At 37.5% G+C, this 14,864-nt stretch carries 15 protein-coding genes and 1 riboswitch; of the genes, 2 read left to right on the top strand and 13 right to left on the bottom strand.

Going from position 1 to position 14,864, the window contains the following annotated elements; genetic code table 11:
- Positions 1 to 95 precede the first annotated feature (95 nt).
- A complete protein-coding gene (locus ACIQYS_RS11100) occupies positions 96 to 344 on the top strand; it encodes a ferredoxin (protein WP_142537235.1) in 249 nt (82 codons plus the stop codon).
- Positions 345 to 391: 47 nt separating this feature from the next.
- On the opposite strand, the gene ACIQYS_RS11105 is transcribed toward ACIQYS_RS11100, so the two are convergent.
- From ACIQYS_RS11105 to ACIQYS_RS11160, 12 genes are all read right to left on the bottom strand, one after another.
- Positions 392 to 985 (bottom strand): ECF transporter S component, encoded by a 594-nt coding sequence (locus tag ACIQYS_RS11105; protein ID WP_402979203.1) that lies wholly within the window; start codon positions 983 to 985, stop codon positions 392 to 394.
- A gap of 158 nt (positions 986 to 1,143) precedes the next feature.
- Positions 1,144 to 1,281, bottom strand: a riboswitch (FMN riboswitch).
- Between the two features lie 255 nt (positions 1,282 to 1,536).
- Complete coding sequence (locus ACIQYS_RS11110; RefSeq protein ID WP_402979206.1) at positions 1,537 to 2,787, bottom strand: hypothetical protein; 1,251 nt, start codon at positions 2,785 to 2,787, stop codon at positions 1,537 to 1,539.
- Positions 2,780 to 3,313, bottom strand: coding sequence for an RNA polymerase sigma factor SigX (gene sigX / locus ACIQYS_RS11115; RefSeq protein WP_402979209.1), 534 nt, complete (start codon positions 3,311 to 3,313; stop codon positions 2,780 to 2,782). The genes ACIQYS_RS11110 and sigX overlap by 8 nt, the downstream gene beginning before the upstream one ends.
- Before the next feature lie 47 nt (positions 3,314 to 3,360).
- A complete protein-coding gene (locus ACIQYS_RS11120) occupies positions 3,361 to 5,136 on the bottom strand; it encodes an ATP-binding protein (protein ID WP_402979212.1) in 1,776 nt (591 codons plus the stop codon).
- Positions 5,129 to 5,845, bottom strand: a complete 717-nt coding sequence (locus tag ACIQYS_RS11125) for a response regulator transcription factor (RefSeq protein WP_402979215.1) — start codon at positions 5,843 to 5,845, stop codon at positions 5,129 to 5,131. Before ACIQYS_RS11125 ends, ACIQYS_RS11120 begins: the two co-directional genes overlap by 8 nt.
- 325 nt (positions 5,846 to 6,170) lie before the next feature.
- Positions 6,171 to 7,349: a c-type cytochrome biogenesis protein CcsB gene (gene ccsB, locus ACIQYS_RS11130; protein WP_402979218.1), complete on the bottom strand. Its 1,179-nt coding sequence runs from the start codon at positions 7,347 to 7,349 to the stop codon at positions 6,171 to 6,173.
- A 2-nt stretch (positions 7,350 to 7,351) separates the two neighbouring features.
- The gene (resB, locus tag ACIQYS_RS11135; RefSeq protein ID WP_402979221.1) at positions 7,352 to 9,001 is read right to left on the bottom strand and encodes a cytochrome c biogenesis protein ResB; all 1,650 of its coding nucleotides are present in this window, start codon (positions 8,999 to 9,001) and stop codon (positions 7,352 to 7,354) included.
- Between the two features lie 13 nt (positions 9,002 to 9,014).
- The gene (gene resA, locus ACIQYS_RS11140; protein ID WP_402979224.1) at positions 9,015 to 9,551 is read right to left on the bottom strand and encodes a thiol-disulfide oxidoreductase ResA; all 537 of its coding nucleotides are present in this window, start codon (positions 9,549 to 9,551) and stop codon (positions 9,015 to 9,017) included.
- Positions 9,552 to 9,649: 98 nt separating this feature from the next.
- Positions 9,650 to 10,384 (bottom strand): pseudouridine synthase, encoded by a 735-nt coding sequence (locus ACIQYS_RS11145; protein WP_402979227.1) that lies wholly within the window; start codon positions 10,382 to 10,384, stop codon positions 9,650 to 9,652.
- Positions 10,385 to 11,468: 1,084 nt separating this feature from the next.
- Positions 11,469 to 12,485, bottom strand: coding sequence for a D-alanyl-D-alanine carboxypeptidase family protein (locus ACIQYS_RS11150; RefSeq protein ID WP_402979452.1), 1,017 nt, complete (start codon positions 12,483 to 12,485; stop codon positions 11,469 to 11,471).
- Complete coding sequence (gene scpB / locus ACIQYS_RS11155) at positions 12,482 to 13,069, bottom strand: SMC-Scp complex subunit ScpB (protein ID WP_402979230.1); 588 nt, start codon at positions 13,067 to 13,069, stop codon at positions 12,482 to 12,484. The genes ACIQYS_RS11150 and scpB overlap by 4 nt, the downstream gene beginning before the upstream one ends.
- On the bottom strand, positions 13,041 to 13,820 hold the full coding sequence (locus ACIQYS_RS11160; protein WP_402979233.1) for a segregation/condensation protein A: 780 nt from the start codon (positions 13,818 to 13,820) through the stop codon (positions 13,041 to 13,043). The genes scpB and ACIQYS_RS11160 overlap by 29 nt, the downstream gene beginning before the upstream one ends.
- 45 nt (positions 13,821 to 13,865) lie before the next feature.
- Here ACIQYS_RS11160 and ACIQYS_RS11165 point away from each other — a divergent pair, with 45 nt between their 5' ends.
- Positions 13,866 to 14,414 (top strand): DUF309 domain-containing protein, encoded by a 549-nt coding sequence (locus ACIQYS_RS11165; protein WP_402979236.1) that lies wholly within the window; start codon positions 13,866 to 13,868, stop codon positions 14,412 to 14,414.
- A 1-nt stretch (position 14,415) separates the two neighbouring features.
- On the opposite strand, the gene ACIQYS_RS11170 is transcribed toward ACIQYS_RS11165, so the two are convergent.
- The gene (locus ACIQYS_RS11170) at positions 14,416 to 14,775 is read right to left on the bottom strand and encodes a GNAT family N-acetyltransferase (protein WP_402979455.1); all 360 of its coding nucleotides are present in this window, start codon (positions 14,773 to 14,775) and stop codon (positions 14,416 to 14,418) included.
- Positions 14,776 to 14,864 lie beyond the last annotated feature (89 nt).

Genomic DNA, 14,864 nt, shown 5'->3' on the forward strand with positions numbered 1-14,864 from the left:
TGTGAAAGTATTTTGGTTGAAATGTAGCGAAAATATCTTTAGAATGAATAAGATAGCAGATTCGTGAAAGCAGATATAAAGGAGAGAATGTAAGAATGGCTAAATATACAATTGTAGATCAAGATACATGCATCGCATGTGGCGCATGTGGCGCTGCCGCACCAGATATATATGATTATGACGATGAAGGAATTGCTTTCGTTATTTTAGATGATAACACGGGTACAACAGAAGTTCCAGACGAACTATTAGAGGATATGGAAGATGCATTTGAAGGTTGCCCAACAGACTCTATTAAAGTAGCGGAGGAATCATTCGAAGGCGACGCGTTAAAGTTTGAATAGAAAAGAATGAAAAAGGTCGTTTCTCCGTAAGAGAGAAACGACCTTTTTTAGTTTGCTTTAACAGCGCCAATTGAATATGTCACTTTATCTAATAACGGCTTCATTCGTTTGAATAACACAATCATAACGACAGCCACTAAAATACCTTTTATAAGATTAAACGGTAATATACCGAAAATGATTGAGTTAAATAATGCTGTTCCTGTTTCCATCGGGAAATTTAAGAAATAGGCATACATTGGTAAAAATACATAATAGTTTAATACACTCATCCCAATTGCCATCGAAATCGTTCCGCAAGCTAACCCGTACGTAATACCTTTTGAAGAGGTAACTTTACGATAAATCAAATAAACTGGTGTTAGAAATAATATACTCGTTACAAAATTAGCCATATGTCCTACTGGCACTCCAGTTGGGCTACCAGAAAACAGCCAATCTAATACATTTTTCAAAAATGCAACGAGAACACCTGCCAGAGGACCCATCGTAATCGCTGCTATTAGTGCTGGAATATCACTAAAATCCACTTTCAAATAGGCTGGTAATACTGGTAACGGAAATGCAAGTAACATTAATACAAACGAAATACTACTTAACATAGCGATTGCGATCAGCATTCGCGTCTTACCTTTTAACATAAAATCCTCTCTCCTTTTGCGATTCACTCCACAAGAAGAAAGGTTCAGCACGTTTTCTTTTACTCAAAAAATCCCTTAAGCTATTAATAGGCTTAAAGGAGTAAAAGGTACACTTAAATAAGCGTATCCGTATTAGAACATACGAAAAACGACTGCACCTTCACCTTCTCCCATCCAGACTGTACTGTCGGCTTTGGAATTTAACCAAATCAACCTTAACTTAACGGCTCGCGGGCTTAAGAAACACAAGTTCTACTACCGCCGGTCGGGAATTTCACCCTGCCCCGAAGATGAATCAATATTTTATTGTCCTTCAAGCTTTTATCTTGAATTAAATACATCTTAACAAAGTTTTTATCCTTATGCAATACACTTGCTCAAAGAATACCAAGAAAATTACTATGTATTATAAGAGCATTAGAACCCCATATATAATCATAATCCGCATCCGAGTATAACAACAGACGAACTATAGAATGCGCAAAATAAACTCTACAACAAAAAAATGCGTGGAAGTATTGACCAGGTCAATGCTTCCACGCATTTCAAAATTATTCATCACTCATAATAAACCCATTCGGTCCCACTGGAACTGGAAGAGGTTTAGTTAAGTCAAATTCTTCCCATTGTTGTTGCACTACATTTTCTACCTTCACTTCTTTTCCGAAGCTCGCGGCAGTTAATGCGAATGCTTCCATCATTCTAGTGGCATCCTTGGAATCCATCGTCTTCAAGTCGAAAGGTTCATCAAAGTAAATGGTTGCAATCCCATTATTATCTCGATAAGAATATGTTACATTATTTGGGATAACGGATGTATAAATATCATTTTCAGCGCTTCTCATATTTTCAAACGCTTCTGAAAGCGTATTAAAACGTTTGCCGAAGTTGGAAGATAAATAAGTGTCGCCATTCAAAGCCGTGTACAAAAAGTAACTTTGTTGCGCATATTCTCCAAATAATGGACTCGGTTCATTTATAATCCCAACTTGATCCCATTCTATAGCAGTCCCATCCTCATTTACTCTCAAGAGCGTTTCAAAATCTGTGAAGATTTCATTTATTGAAGACCAATAGGGAGCGGATGTGCCGGGTGCTACATCATACCCATGGTTAGCAGGTAAATAATGTTTTAATTGTTTGTCTTCTGCAACAAAATAACCTTTATACGGATGATACTCCATGAATCCTAACGCTTCTTCATCAATTTGACTTGCATATCGTTCATACAGTTGCAAACTAGTCGGAGTCATTCCCGGAAAATCAGCTTCCATTCGTTCTTGCGAAATAATTATTGTAATAGGAACGCTTAATGCATTTTCAATTAAAGAAAAATGAAAAACGGTTCCTCCATTCACACTATCTTCGTAAACTGCTTTTTGAAGTGGGATCAACTCTATAGTAGAATCTGTTATCATCGACATCGTTGTCATTGCATTTGCCTGATCAGCCTTTGTTTCTTCTATTACTTTTGCACTTTCTTCTGTTTTTTCCATCGATCGCATGTTTTCTTTTGGTTCGGCGTTATCGTATACACTATCTTTGGACAACGTTGTTTCTTTTTGATTCGTATAGGAAGAAACAAGGAATGTCAGGAGTAAAATAGCCGCAACGGAAACGATAAAAGGCATCCATTTCGAAAATGATACGGCTATTATTTTTCTTTTCTCTTCCTTGACTTGAGCTTCAATTTCCATTTTTACCCGATTATACACTTCTTCTTTGGAACGATGATCTGTAAACTTGGGCGTATTGTTTAAAAGCTCATCAATTTTTTCGTTTTCTTTTTTCATATCACTCATGATGAACTATACCCTCCTCTTTCGTAGATAATCGTTCGCGAAGTGCTTTTATCGCACGATGTTGCGTTGTCTTCACTTTCCCTTCTGTCCAACTTAATACTTGCGCTGTTTCTGCAATGGAAAGCTCTTGAAAATAACGCATAATAATGACCATTTTTTGATCACCTGTGCAATCATCTAGAGCCACAAGTAATGTTTTCATTTCATCGTTTAGTTGCACCGAATCTTCTGGTAGCATGTCAGAAGAGGGAAGCTGCATGGTCTCCCAGTCAAATGACTCAAACAATCGTTTCTTTCGCACTGCTTGTTTCCTAAAATGATCAATCGCCACATTTTTGGCGATGGAAAATAACCAAGTTTTTTCCGAACTTTTTCCTTCGAATTTACTGTAAGCTCTTAATACTCGTACATATACTTCTTGGACCAAGTCTTCCGCAGTTTGCCTATTTTTTACTAAATAAATAAGAAACTGAAAAACGTCTTGATGATAGCTATCATACAAGCGGTGGAAAACGGAGTCATTCATAAGCTCCCCCCGTTCTAGTTATTAGTCGTTTCATGTGCTGATTTGTTTCACTTTAAAGGTAATTTAATAATGAATGTCGTCCCTACTCCCACTTCACTTTCAACTGACAAAATTCCGTCATGACGTTCGACAATATTTTTTGCTATCGCAAGACCAAGACCTGTTCCACTTTTCCCTCTAGTTCTCGCTTTATCTGCTTTATAGAAACGTTCGAACACATAAGGTAAATCTTCTTTTGGAATTCCGTATCCGGTGTCTTTTACTTCAATCATAATGTGCCGAGTTGTTTGCATTAGTTTTACCGTTACTGAACCGTCTTTAGGGGTATGGCGTAGGGCATTATCGATTAAATTAGTGAGGACTTGTTCCATACGATCCTCATCAAGTTTCAAATAAATCGTTTCCGATAATGTAGGTTCAAAATATAAACGTATATTTTTTTCTTTTGCGATTTGATCAAACTTTTGCGTAATACGCTCAATCGTGGGTAGGACAGAAACCTCTTCCTTATAAATACTCAAGTAACCCGATTCTAAACGGGCTAAATCCAATAATTCCGTTACTAATCTACTCATTCGTTTCGATTCATCATAAATAATTCGAATCATTTCATTTTTATCTTCTTCTGTTGTTACTACCTCATCGATAATCGCTTCACTGTACCCTTGCAACATCGAAATAGGCGTTCTTAGCTCATGTGATACATTGGCGATAAAGTCCGAGCGCATTTTATCTAAGCGATGTTGTTCGGTCATATCCCGAAGCACTACTACTGCCCCGCGAACGGAGTCTTTACTGTATAGAAGACTAATGGACACAGAAAAATAAGATCCTTTTATTTCGATTTCCTCATCGATTTCTTCTTCTTGGTGAAATACGTGATCAAGTAAATGGTACAGCTCTGCTGGTAGATTAGAATTACCGGTAACTTCATTGTTTGTATACCATTTCTGAAATAACTCATTTGCTTGAGGATTACTTACGAGTACCTTAAAATCTTTGTTGAATGTAATAACTGCGTCTGTCATGGATGTTAATATACTGGAAAGTTGTTCTTTTTCTTGGCTAATCACTTCTACGTGGTCCTTTAACTGGCTACCCATACGGTTAAAAGCAACACTAAGCTCTCCAATTTCGTCTTTTTGTACATACGGTACTTTGGTTTCGAAATTTCCTTTTGCTAGCTCTAGGGCAGCTTCTCGCATCGTTCTAAGCGGCAGAGTAATGCGGGAAGATAAAAAGAACGAGAACATGGTCGTTAGTAATAATGCGATAAAACCTGATAAAAAGACAATACGAGTAGTATGATTAGAAGTCTTGTTAACTACCTGTAAGCTTTGATAAATAAAGACCGCTCCGTGTATTTCCTTATCGGATTCTAAAGGAGAAGCGAGGATAATATAATTTTCCATTCGATCTTCTTCAGTCATCGAAGGCATCAGCATTTTTTTAACAATCGTATTATTTGTCGTATAAATATTCGTTAAGTCTTTATCTTTCAATAATTTTTCTTGAAAAACCTCTTTGTTTAACCCTTCATGTACTGACAAAAATACAGATTCCGCATTTCGAACGATTAACGCATTTGTTTCCGCTCCAAGAATATTTTGGATAATTTGCATGGAGTCTTCTATTTCATCGTATTGCTCTACTATTTTCCCAATCGTTGCGGCTTCCTGTCTTAGCGACTCTTCGGCTTGTTCTGTATGGAAATTTTCCAAAAACTCTAGCATTAAGACTGTAATGATAAACAACACAAATAAGACGAGAAGCAATATGGTTCCCCATAGCTTCCCGACTACACTATTCCAAATTCTATTCATTGATAACCTCAAATTTGTAGCCAACACCCCAAACGGTCACGATCATTTTCGCCGACTTTTCGGATACTCTATTTAACTTTTCGCGTAATCGTTTTACATGTGTGTCTACCGTTCTTAAATCACCAAAGAAGTCATAATGCCACACTTCTTTTAACAATTGCTCTCGATCAAATACTTTATCTGGTGCTTTCGCTAAGAAATACAGTAATTCGTACTCTTTTGGTGTCAGACTTACTTCCACACCATCCGCAGTGACTCGATGTGCATCATGATCAATTGTCAGATGTGGGAACACAACGATATCTTTGGATGCAGACAATCCTTGTACTGGCGAAAGAGCTGTAGAACGTTTTAAAAGCGCTTTAACTCGAAGTACAACTTCTCTCGGGCTAAAAGGCTTCACGATATAATCGTCTGCTCCTAGTTCAAAGCCTTCTACACGGTTAGCTTCTTCCCCTTTAGCTGTTAATAAAATTATAGGTGTTTCCTTATGCGTGCGTAACTCAGTCATCATTTCTATCCCGTCTTTTTCGGGCATCATAATATCTAGTAGGATGCAATTATATTCATTTTCTAGCGCGAGCTGTAGAGCGATTTCACCATTTTCAGCTTCTTCAACTTCGTATCCTTCTCTTTCTAAATACATTTTCAATAAACGACGGATTCGTTCTTCATCGTCAACTACTAATAGTTTAATCATTTCAGACATAATATCAGACCCTTCTATCAACTTCTAATCTATATTGTACAATTAGTCTTGCCAAATGGAAAGAAAAGCCCCTATCTCTTTTATGGGAGATAAGAGCTTTTCTAATTGTCTAGCTTCAGCGCCTTGCCCCTCGGGGTCAAATGTGAAAAAGCTGCTCCTGCGCAAGCTCGTCGCAAACACAATCGTTTATGGCGGCTGAGGAACTGCCTCCTGGGCCCGCACGATGCGGGTCATGTCTGCTTTGCCACAGGACGTGGCGTACTTTGTAGACCTTCTCCATTCCCATTTGCCTGTCAGGGCAGACATAGGCGCTTACGCTTTTCTATTAAGCATATGAGTGTAGTCCAGCAATAATTAGGTTTACTGCTATTAGGTTAAACATAATGATGATAAACCCAATCAATGCTAACCAAGCAGATTTTTCACCTTGCCATCCTTTTGATAAACGAAGGTGTAGGAATGCTGCATAGAAAAGCCAAGTTATAAGTGCCCAAACTTCTTTGGGATCCCAGCCCCAAAATCTAGACCACGCTTCATGCGCCCAAATCATGGCGAAAATTAGTGCCCCTAAAGTAAATACAGGGAAACCGATAAGCACCGAACGATAACCGATTTCATCCATAAACTGAGAGTTCGCTTTTTTCGTAAATGGTTGTAATACTGCTGCAATCCGTTTTCTTAAGATTAAACGAAGCAAGATGTATATTACCGTTCCGAAAATGATAGACCACGTAACGACTGACAGTTTTTTCGCATTAACAAGCGGTGGCATTTCCATTAACGGTTGCATCGCATTTTCGGTAATAGCTTCCGACTCATTCATCCCAAAAATAGGTGGCACATTATATACCATCGTTAATACTTTTTCTTCTTTATTTACATAACTAAATTCTGCTTTATAATCAGCTAATGTGAAAGTAGTTGTAGCTACAATAAAACCTAAAACTAACACAGCTACATACATTACGGCCTCGATCCAAAAACGTTGCTTTGACTTTTTGGTCATGTCAATATTTTTTAGCAAGTAGATTAATCCGGCAACTGCACTTATGGCTAATATCGCTTCTCCGAGTGCCGCAGTTATAACGTGAATCGTTAACCAGTAACTTTTAAGTGCTGGTATTAATGGCGTAATTTCTCTTGGGAACATACTTGCATACCCAATGATTATGATAGCAATTGGTAAAGCAAATAGACCTAGTGCTGGAACTCTATAGATAAAGTAAATTAATATAAAAGCACCAATAACCAACATACCAAAAGCGGTTGTAAACTCAAACAAGTTACTAACAGGAGCATGTCCTGCTGCTATCCATCTCGTAATAAAATAACCAATATTGGATAAAAATCCAATAATCGTTACTGTAATGGCTAATTTACCCCAACGATCGAAAGATTTCGAAGCTTTAGAGCTCGAAATCTTTACGGCACCCCCAAATAAAAAGGTTGCTACTAAATAGGCAACGAACGCTATAAATAATAAAGTACTGCTTACTTCTACCATAATTATACCCCTTCCTGTTTATTCTCTTTGGAATCTTCATCTTGTTGATCTTCATATTGTGGAAGATTTGCCAGTTCAGAAACTGCATCCATATCTCTCATAATACTTAGCCAGTTTTTATTGGTATGCGCTGCAATTACGACTTGCCCGTCTTCTAGTTGCTGTATCCAAATACGACGATGATTCCAATACGATCCTTGTGCTACCCCAATCATGAAGATAAGACCACCAAGCATAAGAATAGGAAGTGTTAAATCTTTACGAATAGTTAAACCAGAAACGTCTCTTGTTTCGACGCTTTGAAAAGCAATTTTATGTTTGTTTTCTCCAAGCGGTTCAAGCGTTTCTTTAATCATGACAAAACTTGTTTCCCCTTTTGGAAACTCTGGAGTATACATTTTCACTAAAAATGCTGGATTGTTAGGAAGCGGTGATTGCGACTGTGGCACACCTTCTTCAAATCCAGTGAAATCTGCATAGTAATCTAAAATTTCTACTTTGGAGCCATTTTGAAGTTCATATACCGGTTTTGGGTCGGATAAGTTAATCGTAAACTCACCAAAGCTTTCGGCAGTCTCTTTATCTTGCAGTTGGAATGTCATTGAAGCTAATTCATCTAATCGAAAATCCATTTGGAAAACCGAAAAATGATCAAATTTAAGTGGCTTATTCACTTGAATCGCCGCTTCTTTTTCAAACGTTAAATCATCTAAATGCCCTGCAACTGCACCTTCTGGTCCTTTATATAAGGCTACGTTTGTTTGATAGTTTTTAGCAATCGTTCCGACACGATCAATGGCATCTCCAAAAACTTCTTCTGATTCTTCTTTTGAATATGTTTCGTAGATGAATTCTTTACTTTCCAAGAAATAGCCCTCTGTTTTTGGAACATACAATGTTTCTCCTTCGCGTAGCCACATCGTCTCATCGACATAAAAACCTGGCAGCGCCCGAAGCATTACACCAAATAAAAATAAAATAAGACCTAAATGATTGATATAAGGACCCCAACGTGAAAAGCGACCTCTTTCAGCGAGTAGCGCAGTGCCGTCACGTTTCACATTATAACGCATCGCTTTCAGCTTTTCTTCCGCTTTTCCAAGGGATTCTTCCCCATTTACTATGTTTCCAATTCCATACAGACGTTGACGTTTCAAAAAGCTAATATGTCTTTTCGTTTTTTGTTTTTTAAGGGATTTATAAAGTGGTATTACCCTATCTAAACTTGCGATGATCAGGGAAATTCCGAGCATCCCAATAAGCCCTTGGAACCACCAAGAACTGTATAAGTCCGATAATCCTAGCTCATAATATAATTTTCCAAATGTACCATAAATTCGTTCATAGTAATCAGCTATAGCTTCTTCCGTTGTTGCGGGTACATAAAAAACTTGCGGTAGAATGGTCCCAATAGCAGCAGCAACAAGAATAATAACAATTAACCACACACCGACTTTTACACTGGAGAAGAAATTCCAAACTTTATCTATGATGGTTTTGTTATATGTTTGGGAACGTCTTGCTGAGCCTTCATAACGCATATCTACAAGCTTTTTTTCTGCTGTTTCTTTGTTTAATGGTCGTCCACAGCTTTCACATAACAATGTCCCCGCCGGATTCACATTACCACATGTACAAACTATCTTGTCCATCTATAAAACTCCTTTAGGATGGTTTAATTTGCTCCATAAAATCTGCAATATCTTGCTCTGTCATTTGACCTTTTATGATTTTTTCAATGCGTCCATCTGGATTTATCAAAAAAGTAGTTGGTAAAGGGTCAATATTGTATGACTCCATTACACTTTTATTTTGGTCAATTGCAATAGGAAACGATAAACCATAACTATTTTTAAAGCTATTCACTTTTAAATTGGATTCTCCGATATTAATCGCTAATGTTTGAACGCCTTGATCTTTATAGACATGGTATTGGTTGTCCATTGCGGGCATTTCGGTCGCACATGGTTTACACCAAGTACCCCAAAAGTTCAAGAAAACGCCTTCACCTTTATAGTCTGAAAGTCTATGTTGGTTCCCTTCCAAATCTACTAAAGCAAAATCAGGTGCTTTGTCCCCTACTTGAAGGACTGCATTTTTTTCTTTCGTTACGTTCGAGTATATTGTAAAGACGATGGCTATCGTCAGTACTGCTAAAATAGCAGTTCGAATATAATATCTTTGCTTTTTCGATTGCGCCATCTTTGCTCCTCCATTTCTAAGCATCGTCGACATATATTATACCAAAATATACATATTAAAAAGGTCTGACATTTGAAGGGTTTGTGAACATTCGAGTATTAGTTTCCTATTTTTCCAGTTTCCGCTAATACTCGTAATTGTTTAACTTCATGTGTCGTTAGCTCTCTCCATTCACCGGCATTTAGGCCATGTAAGGTTAAAAACCCAAATCGTTCTCGTTTTAATTTTTGGACAGGAAAACCAACCGCATCAAACATGCGGCGAACTTGTCTATTTTTTCCTTCATGGATTGTTATTTCTACGATTGCTTTATTTGTTTTACGCTCACTTGATAATAACTTTACTCTTGCAGGAGCAGTTTTCCCATCTTCTAGCATAATTCCACGTTCTAATGGTCTTAATTGCTCTTTTAAGGGAATTCCTTTTACTCTTGCTACATACGTTTTGTCTACTTTAAATTTGGGATGCGTTAATGCGTACGAAAAGTCTCCATCATTTGTCAGTAGTAGTAATCCAGATGTTTCATAGTCAAGTCTTCCAACCGGATATAGTCGTTCCTTAACATTAGGTAATAAATCCGTTACGGTTTTTCTGCCTTTATCATCTGTAACCGCCGAGATAACCCCTCTTGGTTTATAAAGTAAGTAGTATACTTTTTGTTCTTTTTCGAGTTTGACTCCTTCTACTTCAACCGTATCAGAATTCGAAACTTTCGTACCAAGCTCCGTTACAACTTTTCCGTTCACTTTTACTTTTCCTTGGAGGATTAATTCCTCTGCTTTTCTTCTAGAAGCTACGCCTGCATGTGCAAGTACTTTTTGTAGTCTTTCCAATTCTTTCACCTCGTCCATTCTTTCCATACATATGAGTGAATTATGTCACACTTTTAGCCAAATTAAAAGAAGACAGTCTTTTATAAAAACTGTCTTCTCTATAATTGCTACAATGACGCATGGTGTTGAGCATAGATAGTGCGTCATAAGGAAGTGGCCGCTGGGATTTCCGCTGCAGGCGGACGCTTTCCACGGGGTGAGCGATGAGCCTTCACCGCCGCTTCGCGTACGTTGTGAAGTCTCATCTGTCTCACTTGATCCCGTCGGAGTCGCCGCCTTCCGCTGCAATCTATAAAATTTGTTAGTTAATCAGCGTCACTGCTCTAAATTCAGTCTTATGTAGTATTTCTTGAAAATAAAATCCAATAAATGGTTGAACGAAACTGAATACGCTGTAAACAAGACGAAGCCCTCTCGAAAGTGGCAAATTGACCGCTGGACATGACTAAACCAATCCAACAGATGCCGTTGGTGTGCATTATCCCTATACAGTATTGTATTTCGATGTGTAAGTATCCATTAAATGGCTAAGAGTAATTAATCAGTTATGTAAAGCAATCAATTCTATTAGGAAAGCAACCAAATTAGCACGAGAGCAACCGATTCTTAATATAACAAGTTTACTTAGAGTGAGACGTGGATGATTAAGATATATCATTCCAATAAATGGTTAAATAGAACTCACTTTATCCTAGTAATTGCGCCACTTATTTGGATACAGCATTAATATTGCTAAGTAGACCTGAAAAATCTAAATCTCTGATATCCGCAGACACCAAATTGGCGAGAATTTCCTATGATTGGAGCGGAAGGGCGGCGACTCCTGCCGGATGAGTGAGAAAGATGAGACATCGCAAGCGAACGCGTAAGCGTCGGCGATGGCTCATCGCTCACCCGGCGGAAAGCGTCCGCCCTGCAGCGGAAATCCTAGCGGTAACTGCTTATGACGCATTATCTCTATAATGTGTCCTAACATCACTAATGCGAAGATCTTTACGATGCATACACACAGTCGATGTCACAAGCATTTCGAAAAAAGTGTTTAGGGAGTATGACTTTGTCACACCCCCTAATCTAAAGCCAGTTATTTTATTTTGTTCACATTAAATCGTAAGGCGATTTGATCGTCGATTGTTACATTCCATAAATATGGGCTTTGTGCAGTAGATTTTCGCGGGATGAGCAGAACATTATTTAACTTTTTTCGCTCTTCCTTGTTTAATAAAAGATAATGATCATCTTTTACTTCGATGACTTCTTTTTGAAACAATCGATACTTTCCTTTTTTTACGACTTTCACAAAATCATAGTTTGCAAATACTCGTTCTGCAACGGCAGTATGATACGCCCAGTCATTGGAGTGATTCAATGTTACAACGACAATTTCTTTTTCATCCTCTTTAAAATAAGTAACAAGCGTTCTTCCTGCTCTTTTCGTGTATCCTGTTTTCCCTGCGATTGCCGTTTCATTATCATGTATTAATCGATGCTTGTTATTCCAACGAACATTACGCTCTTTTGGTTGATAGCTTTTCGCAGAAGCGATTTTTTTAAATTGTTCATTTTGAAGCGCTAGTCGAAACATATTCGCCATATCATATGCAGAAGCAAAATGATCATCATGATGGAGCCCAGAAGGATTCGTAAAATGCGAATTATTTAATCCAGCAACTTTAAATTTTTCATTCATCAAATACGTAAATCCGTCTAATGAACCCCCTACATGTTCGGCTAGTGCATATGCGGCGTCATTTCCGGACTGTAGCATAAGGCCGTGTAATAAAGAATTTACTGTCCATACTTCACCAGGCTTCAAATATAAAGACGACCCTTCTTGCGAGGCAGCAGCCTGAGAAATGGTGATTTCATCCTCTAAAGAAGCATTGTCTAGAACCGTTAATGCAGTCCATACTTTCGTCAGACTGGCTATTGGTAATTCTTCGTTTTCATTACTACCTTCTAACAGTCTCCCCGTTTGTACATCAATTACTGCATAAGAGGAAGAGGCTTCTACGTCACTGACTTGCCATAACAGAAAAAACAGAAAGAATATGCTTATTTTTTTATAAATAGAAAATACTCCTCTTTTAATTATTTCTATCCTTCAAATGTTTCTTGGAACTTAGTTAAGAACAAATCCGAATCTTCCATTTCATCCACAGAAATCTCTTCCGGGAGTGGAGGTAATGCACGAATATCTTGTAATCCAAAGTATTGAAGAAATTCCGTTGTGGTACCATACAATATAGCCCTTCCGGTACCATCCGCACGCCCAACTTCTTTTACCAAGCCTTTTAAGGACAACGTATGTATCGGTCGTTCTGATTTCACCCCTCGAATCTCTTCAATTTCTACTCTCGTAATGGGCTGCTTATATGCAATGATCGCTAACACTTCGAGAGACGCTTGCGAAAGAGATTGTGTCGTAGGATTTTCTACTAGTTTTTGAATACTACTTGCATTCACTTGCTTCGTCACTAACTGAAACGTACCAGCTAATTGCTTGATCTCGATTCCTCTGTCTTCACTCTTTTCATATAATTCCATCATATTTTCAAGCGTTTCGGCAATTTGTTCTTCTGTTTCATTTGTCAAAAAAGCTAATTGTTTTTTAGTTAATCCATCTTCCCCACTCACAAACAATAGACTTTCAATATTACTCATCAATTTCATCTTCGAATTCACTTTCAAAATCTTCCTTTCGCAAAAGAACAAATAAATCATCAAAATTGTTTTTTTGCTCTACTTGCACAATTTGGCGTTTCATAAGCTCTAATATGGATAGAAATGTTGTCACTATCGTCGTTTTATCCATTGTTGGAAAAAGCTCATAAAAAGATAATCTGCCTTTGTTTTGCTTTAAGTTTGTAATGACATTTTTCATTTGATCTTTGATCGATATTTCTTGTTTACTTACTCGTGTGTGCAGTGGTGCATTTAGCTGTTTTCTTCGTAGCATTTTTTGAAATGCACCAAGCATGTCGTACACATTCACGTCTAGTTCAAATAAGGCAAGCTGTTTACTATTTTGCAATTCACTTAAATCAGTTGGCGGTCTTGTATAAAATAGATTACGAGTTTCCTCCATTTCTTGTAAACTAACGGCAGCTTCTTTGTATTTCTTATATTCTATTAACTTAAGTACTAACTCGTCCCTTGGGTCATTTAGATTAATATCAAAATCATCTTCCATGTCGTCGTCTTGATGAATTGGAAGAAGCATTTTACTTTTGATCGATAGCAGTGTTGCTGCCATTACTAAATATTCACTTGCTTCGTTTAGCTCCAAAACACTCATTGCATGTACATGCTCCATATACTGAGCTGTGATCTCTGCCATTTTAATATCATATATATCTATTTCCAAACGATTTATTAAATGTAATAATAAATCAAGGGGTCCCTCAAATGCTTCTGTTTTTACTTCATAAGACATAATACTCCACCTATTATCGGTTTTTAACATCATTATAGAGGAAAGGTGATTGCATTGCATCCTACATTCCATCCTAATTTTGTCCAATTTCTAAAAGAATTTAATGATACGCATGATTATTTCGAGTGCCATGAACTACTAGAAGACTACTGGAAAGAAGTTTCGCAAGCCGATAAAAATCACCCATTAACAGCGTTCATCCTTTTATCTACGTCTATGTACCATTGGCGTCGGGGCAATATTACGGGAGCGATTAAAACAATGAATGGAAGTATTAAACGATTCGCGGAAACTTTTCCATCTAGCTATTACGAAACAATCAACTATGTTAAACTTATGCAACATGCTACCCATTCTATTAACATCATGAAAGAAAAAATTACATTTCAACGATTCGCCATCGAGCTAACAAATGAAGAGCTACAACATTTAGTAGGTGCATTAGAAATCCCATCTAGCAGTGACTTACACTTTCTTACTCATAAGCATATGCTCAGAGATCGCTCAGAAATACTAATCGAGCGAGAAAGACAAAAAGAAATGCGTAAGCGACTGGAGTCTGGAAAGAAAAAAAGAAGAGATGACTTGAAATAAGTCAATCCTCTTCTTTTTCAATTTGGCTTTTTTCGAAGAAAGACTTTATCTCTTCGGTTGGTTGGATAGACGATGTATGTAAAATAGATGTTAAGCTTTGTAACATTTCTTTTCCAATACCTTCTCCGCGGTGAGAAGGGTTGACGGAAAGATGCTGAATAATTCCATCTGTATTGTCCATGCGAACGCCAACTAATCCTACTAAATCTTCATCTTTTTTCCACAAAAACAAATGCCAATTTGGATTCGTTTCATACTCTTGTATTGTTTCTAATAACTTTTTAACATCTTTTTCATGAGGCATAAATGATAGAAGACCCATAGAAATTTTTTCGAATGCTTTTTTATACCGTAGCAACATAGTTAAACCCTCTTTTAGTTTCATCACTTCTACAGAAGTAGGAAGACTCTCGAAAAATAAGTTTGATATAATCATTACAATCCTACACG

This window comes from Psychrobacillus sp. NPDC096426, assembly GCF_044762745.1.
GTDB lineage: Bacteria > Bacillota > Bacilli > Bacillales_A > Planococcaceae > Psychrobacillus.

Excerpts from the sequence above, each read along its gene's own strand:
- ACIQYS_RS11100 (WP_142537235.1), top strand. The coding sequence starts at position 96 with ATGGCTAAATATACAATTGTAGATCAAGATACATGCATCGCATGTGGC.
- ACIQYS_RS11105 (WP_402979203.1), bottom strand. The coding sequence starts at position 985 with ATGTTAAAAGGTAAGACGCGAATGCTGATCGCAATCGCTATGTTAAGT.
- ACIQYS_RS11110 (WP_402979206.1), bottom strand. The coding sequence starts at position 2,787 with ATGAGTGATATGAAAAAAGAAAACGAAAAAATTGATGAGCTTTTAAAC.
- sigX (WP_402979209.1), bottom strand. The coding sequence starts at position 3,313 with ATGAATGACTCCGTTTTCCACCGCTTGTATGATAGCTATCATCAAGAC.
- ACIQYS_RS11120 (WP_402979212.1), bottom strand. The coding sequence starts at position 5,136 with ATGAATAGAATTTGGAATAGTGTAGTCGGGAAGCTATGGGGAACCATA.
- ACIQYS_RS11125 (WP_402979215.1), bottom strand. The coding sequence starts at position 5,845 with ATGTCTGAAATGATTAAACTATTAGTAGTTGACGATGAAGAACGAATC.
- ccsB (WP_402979218.1), bottom strand. The coding sequence starts at position 7,349 with ATGGTAGAAGTAAGCAGTACTTTATTATTTATAGCGTTCGTTGCCTAT.
- resB (WP_402979221.1), bottom strand. The coding sequence starts at position 9,001 with ATGGACAAGATAGTTTGTACATGTGGTAATGTGAATCCGGCGGGGACA.
- resA (WP_402979224.1), bottom strand. The coding sequence starts at position 9,551 with ATGGCGCAATCGAAAAAGCAAAGATATTATATTCGAACTGCTATTTTA.
- ACIQYS_RS11160 (WP_402979233.1), bottom strand. The coding sequence starts at position 13,820 with ATGTCTTATGAAGTAAAAACAGAAGCATTTGAGGGACCCCTTGATTTA.
- ACIQYS_RS11170 (WP_402979455.1), bottom strand. The coding sequence starts at position 14,775 with ATGTTGCTACGGTATAAAAAAGCATTCGAAAAAATTTCTATGGGTCTT.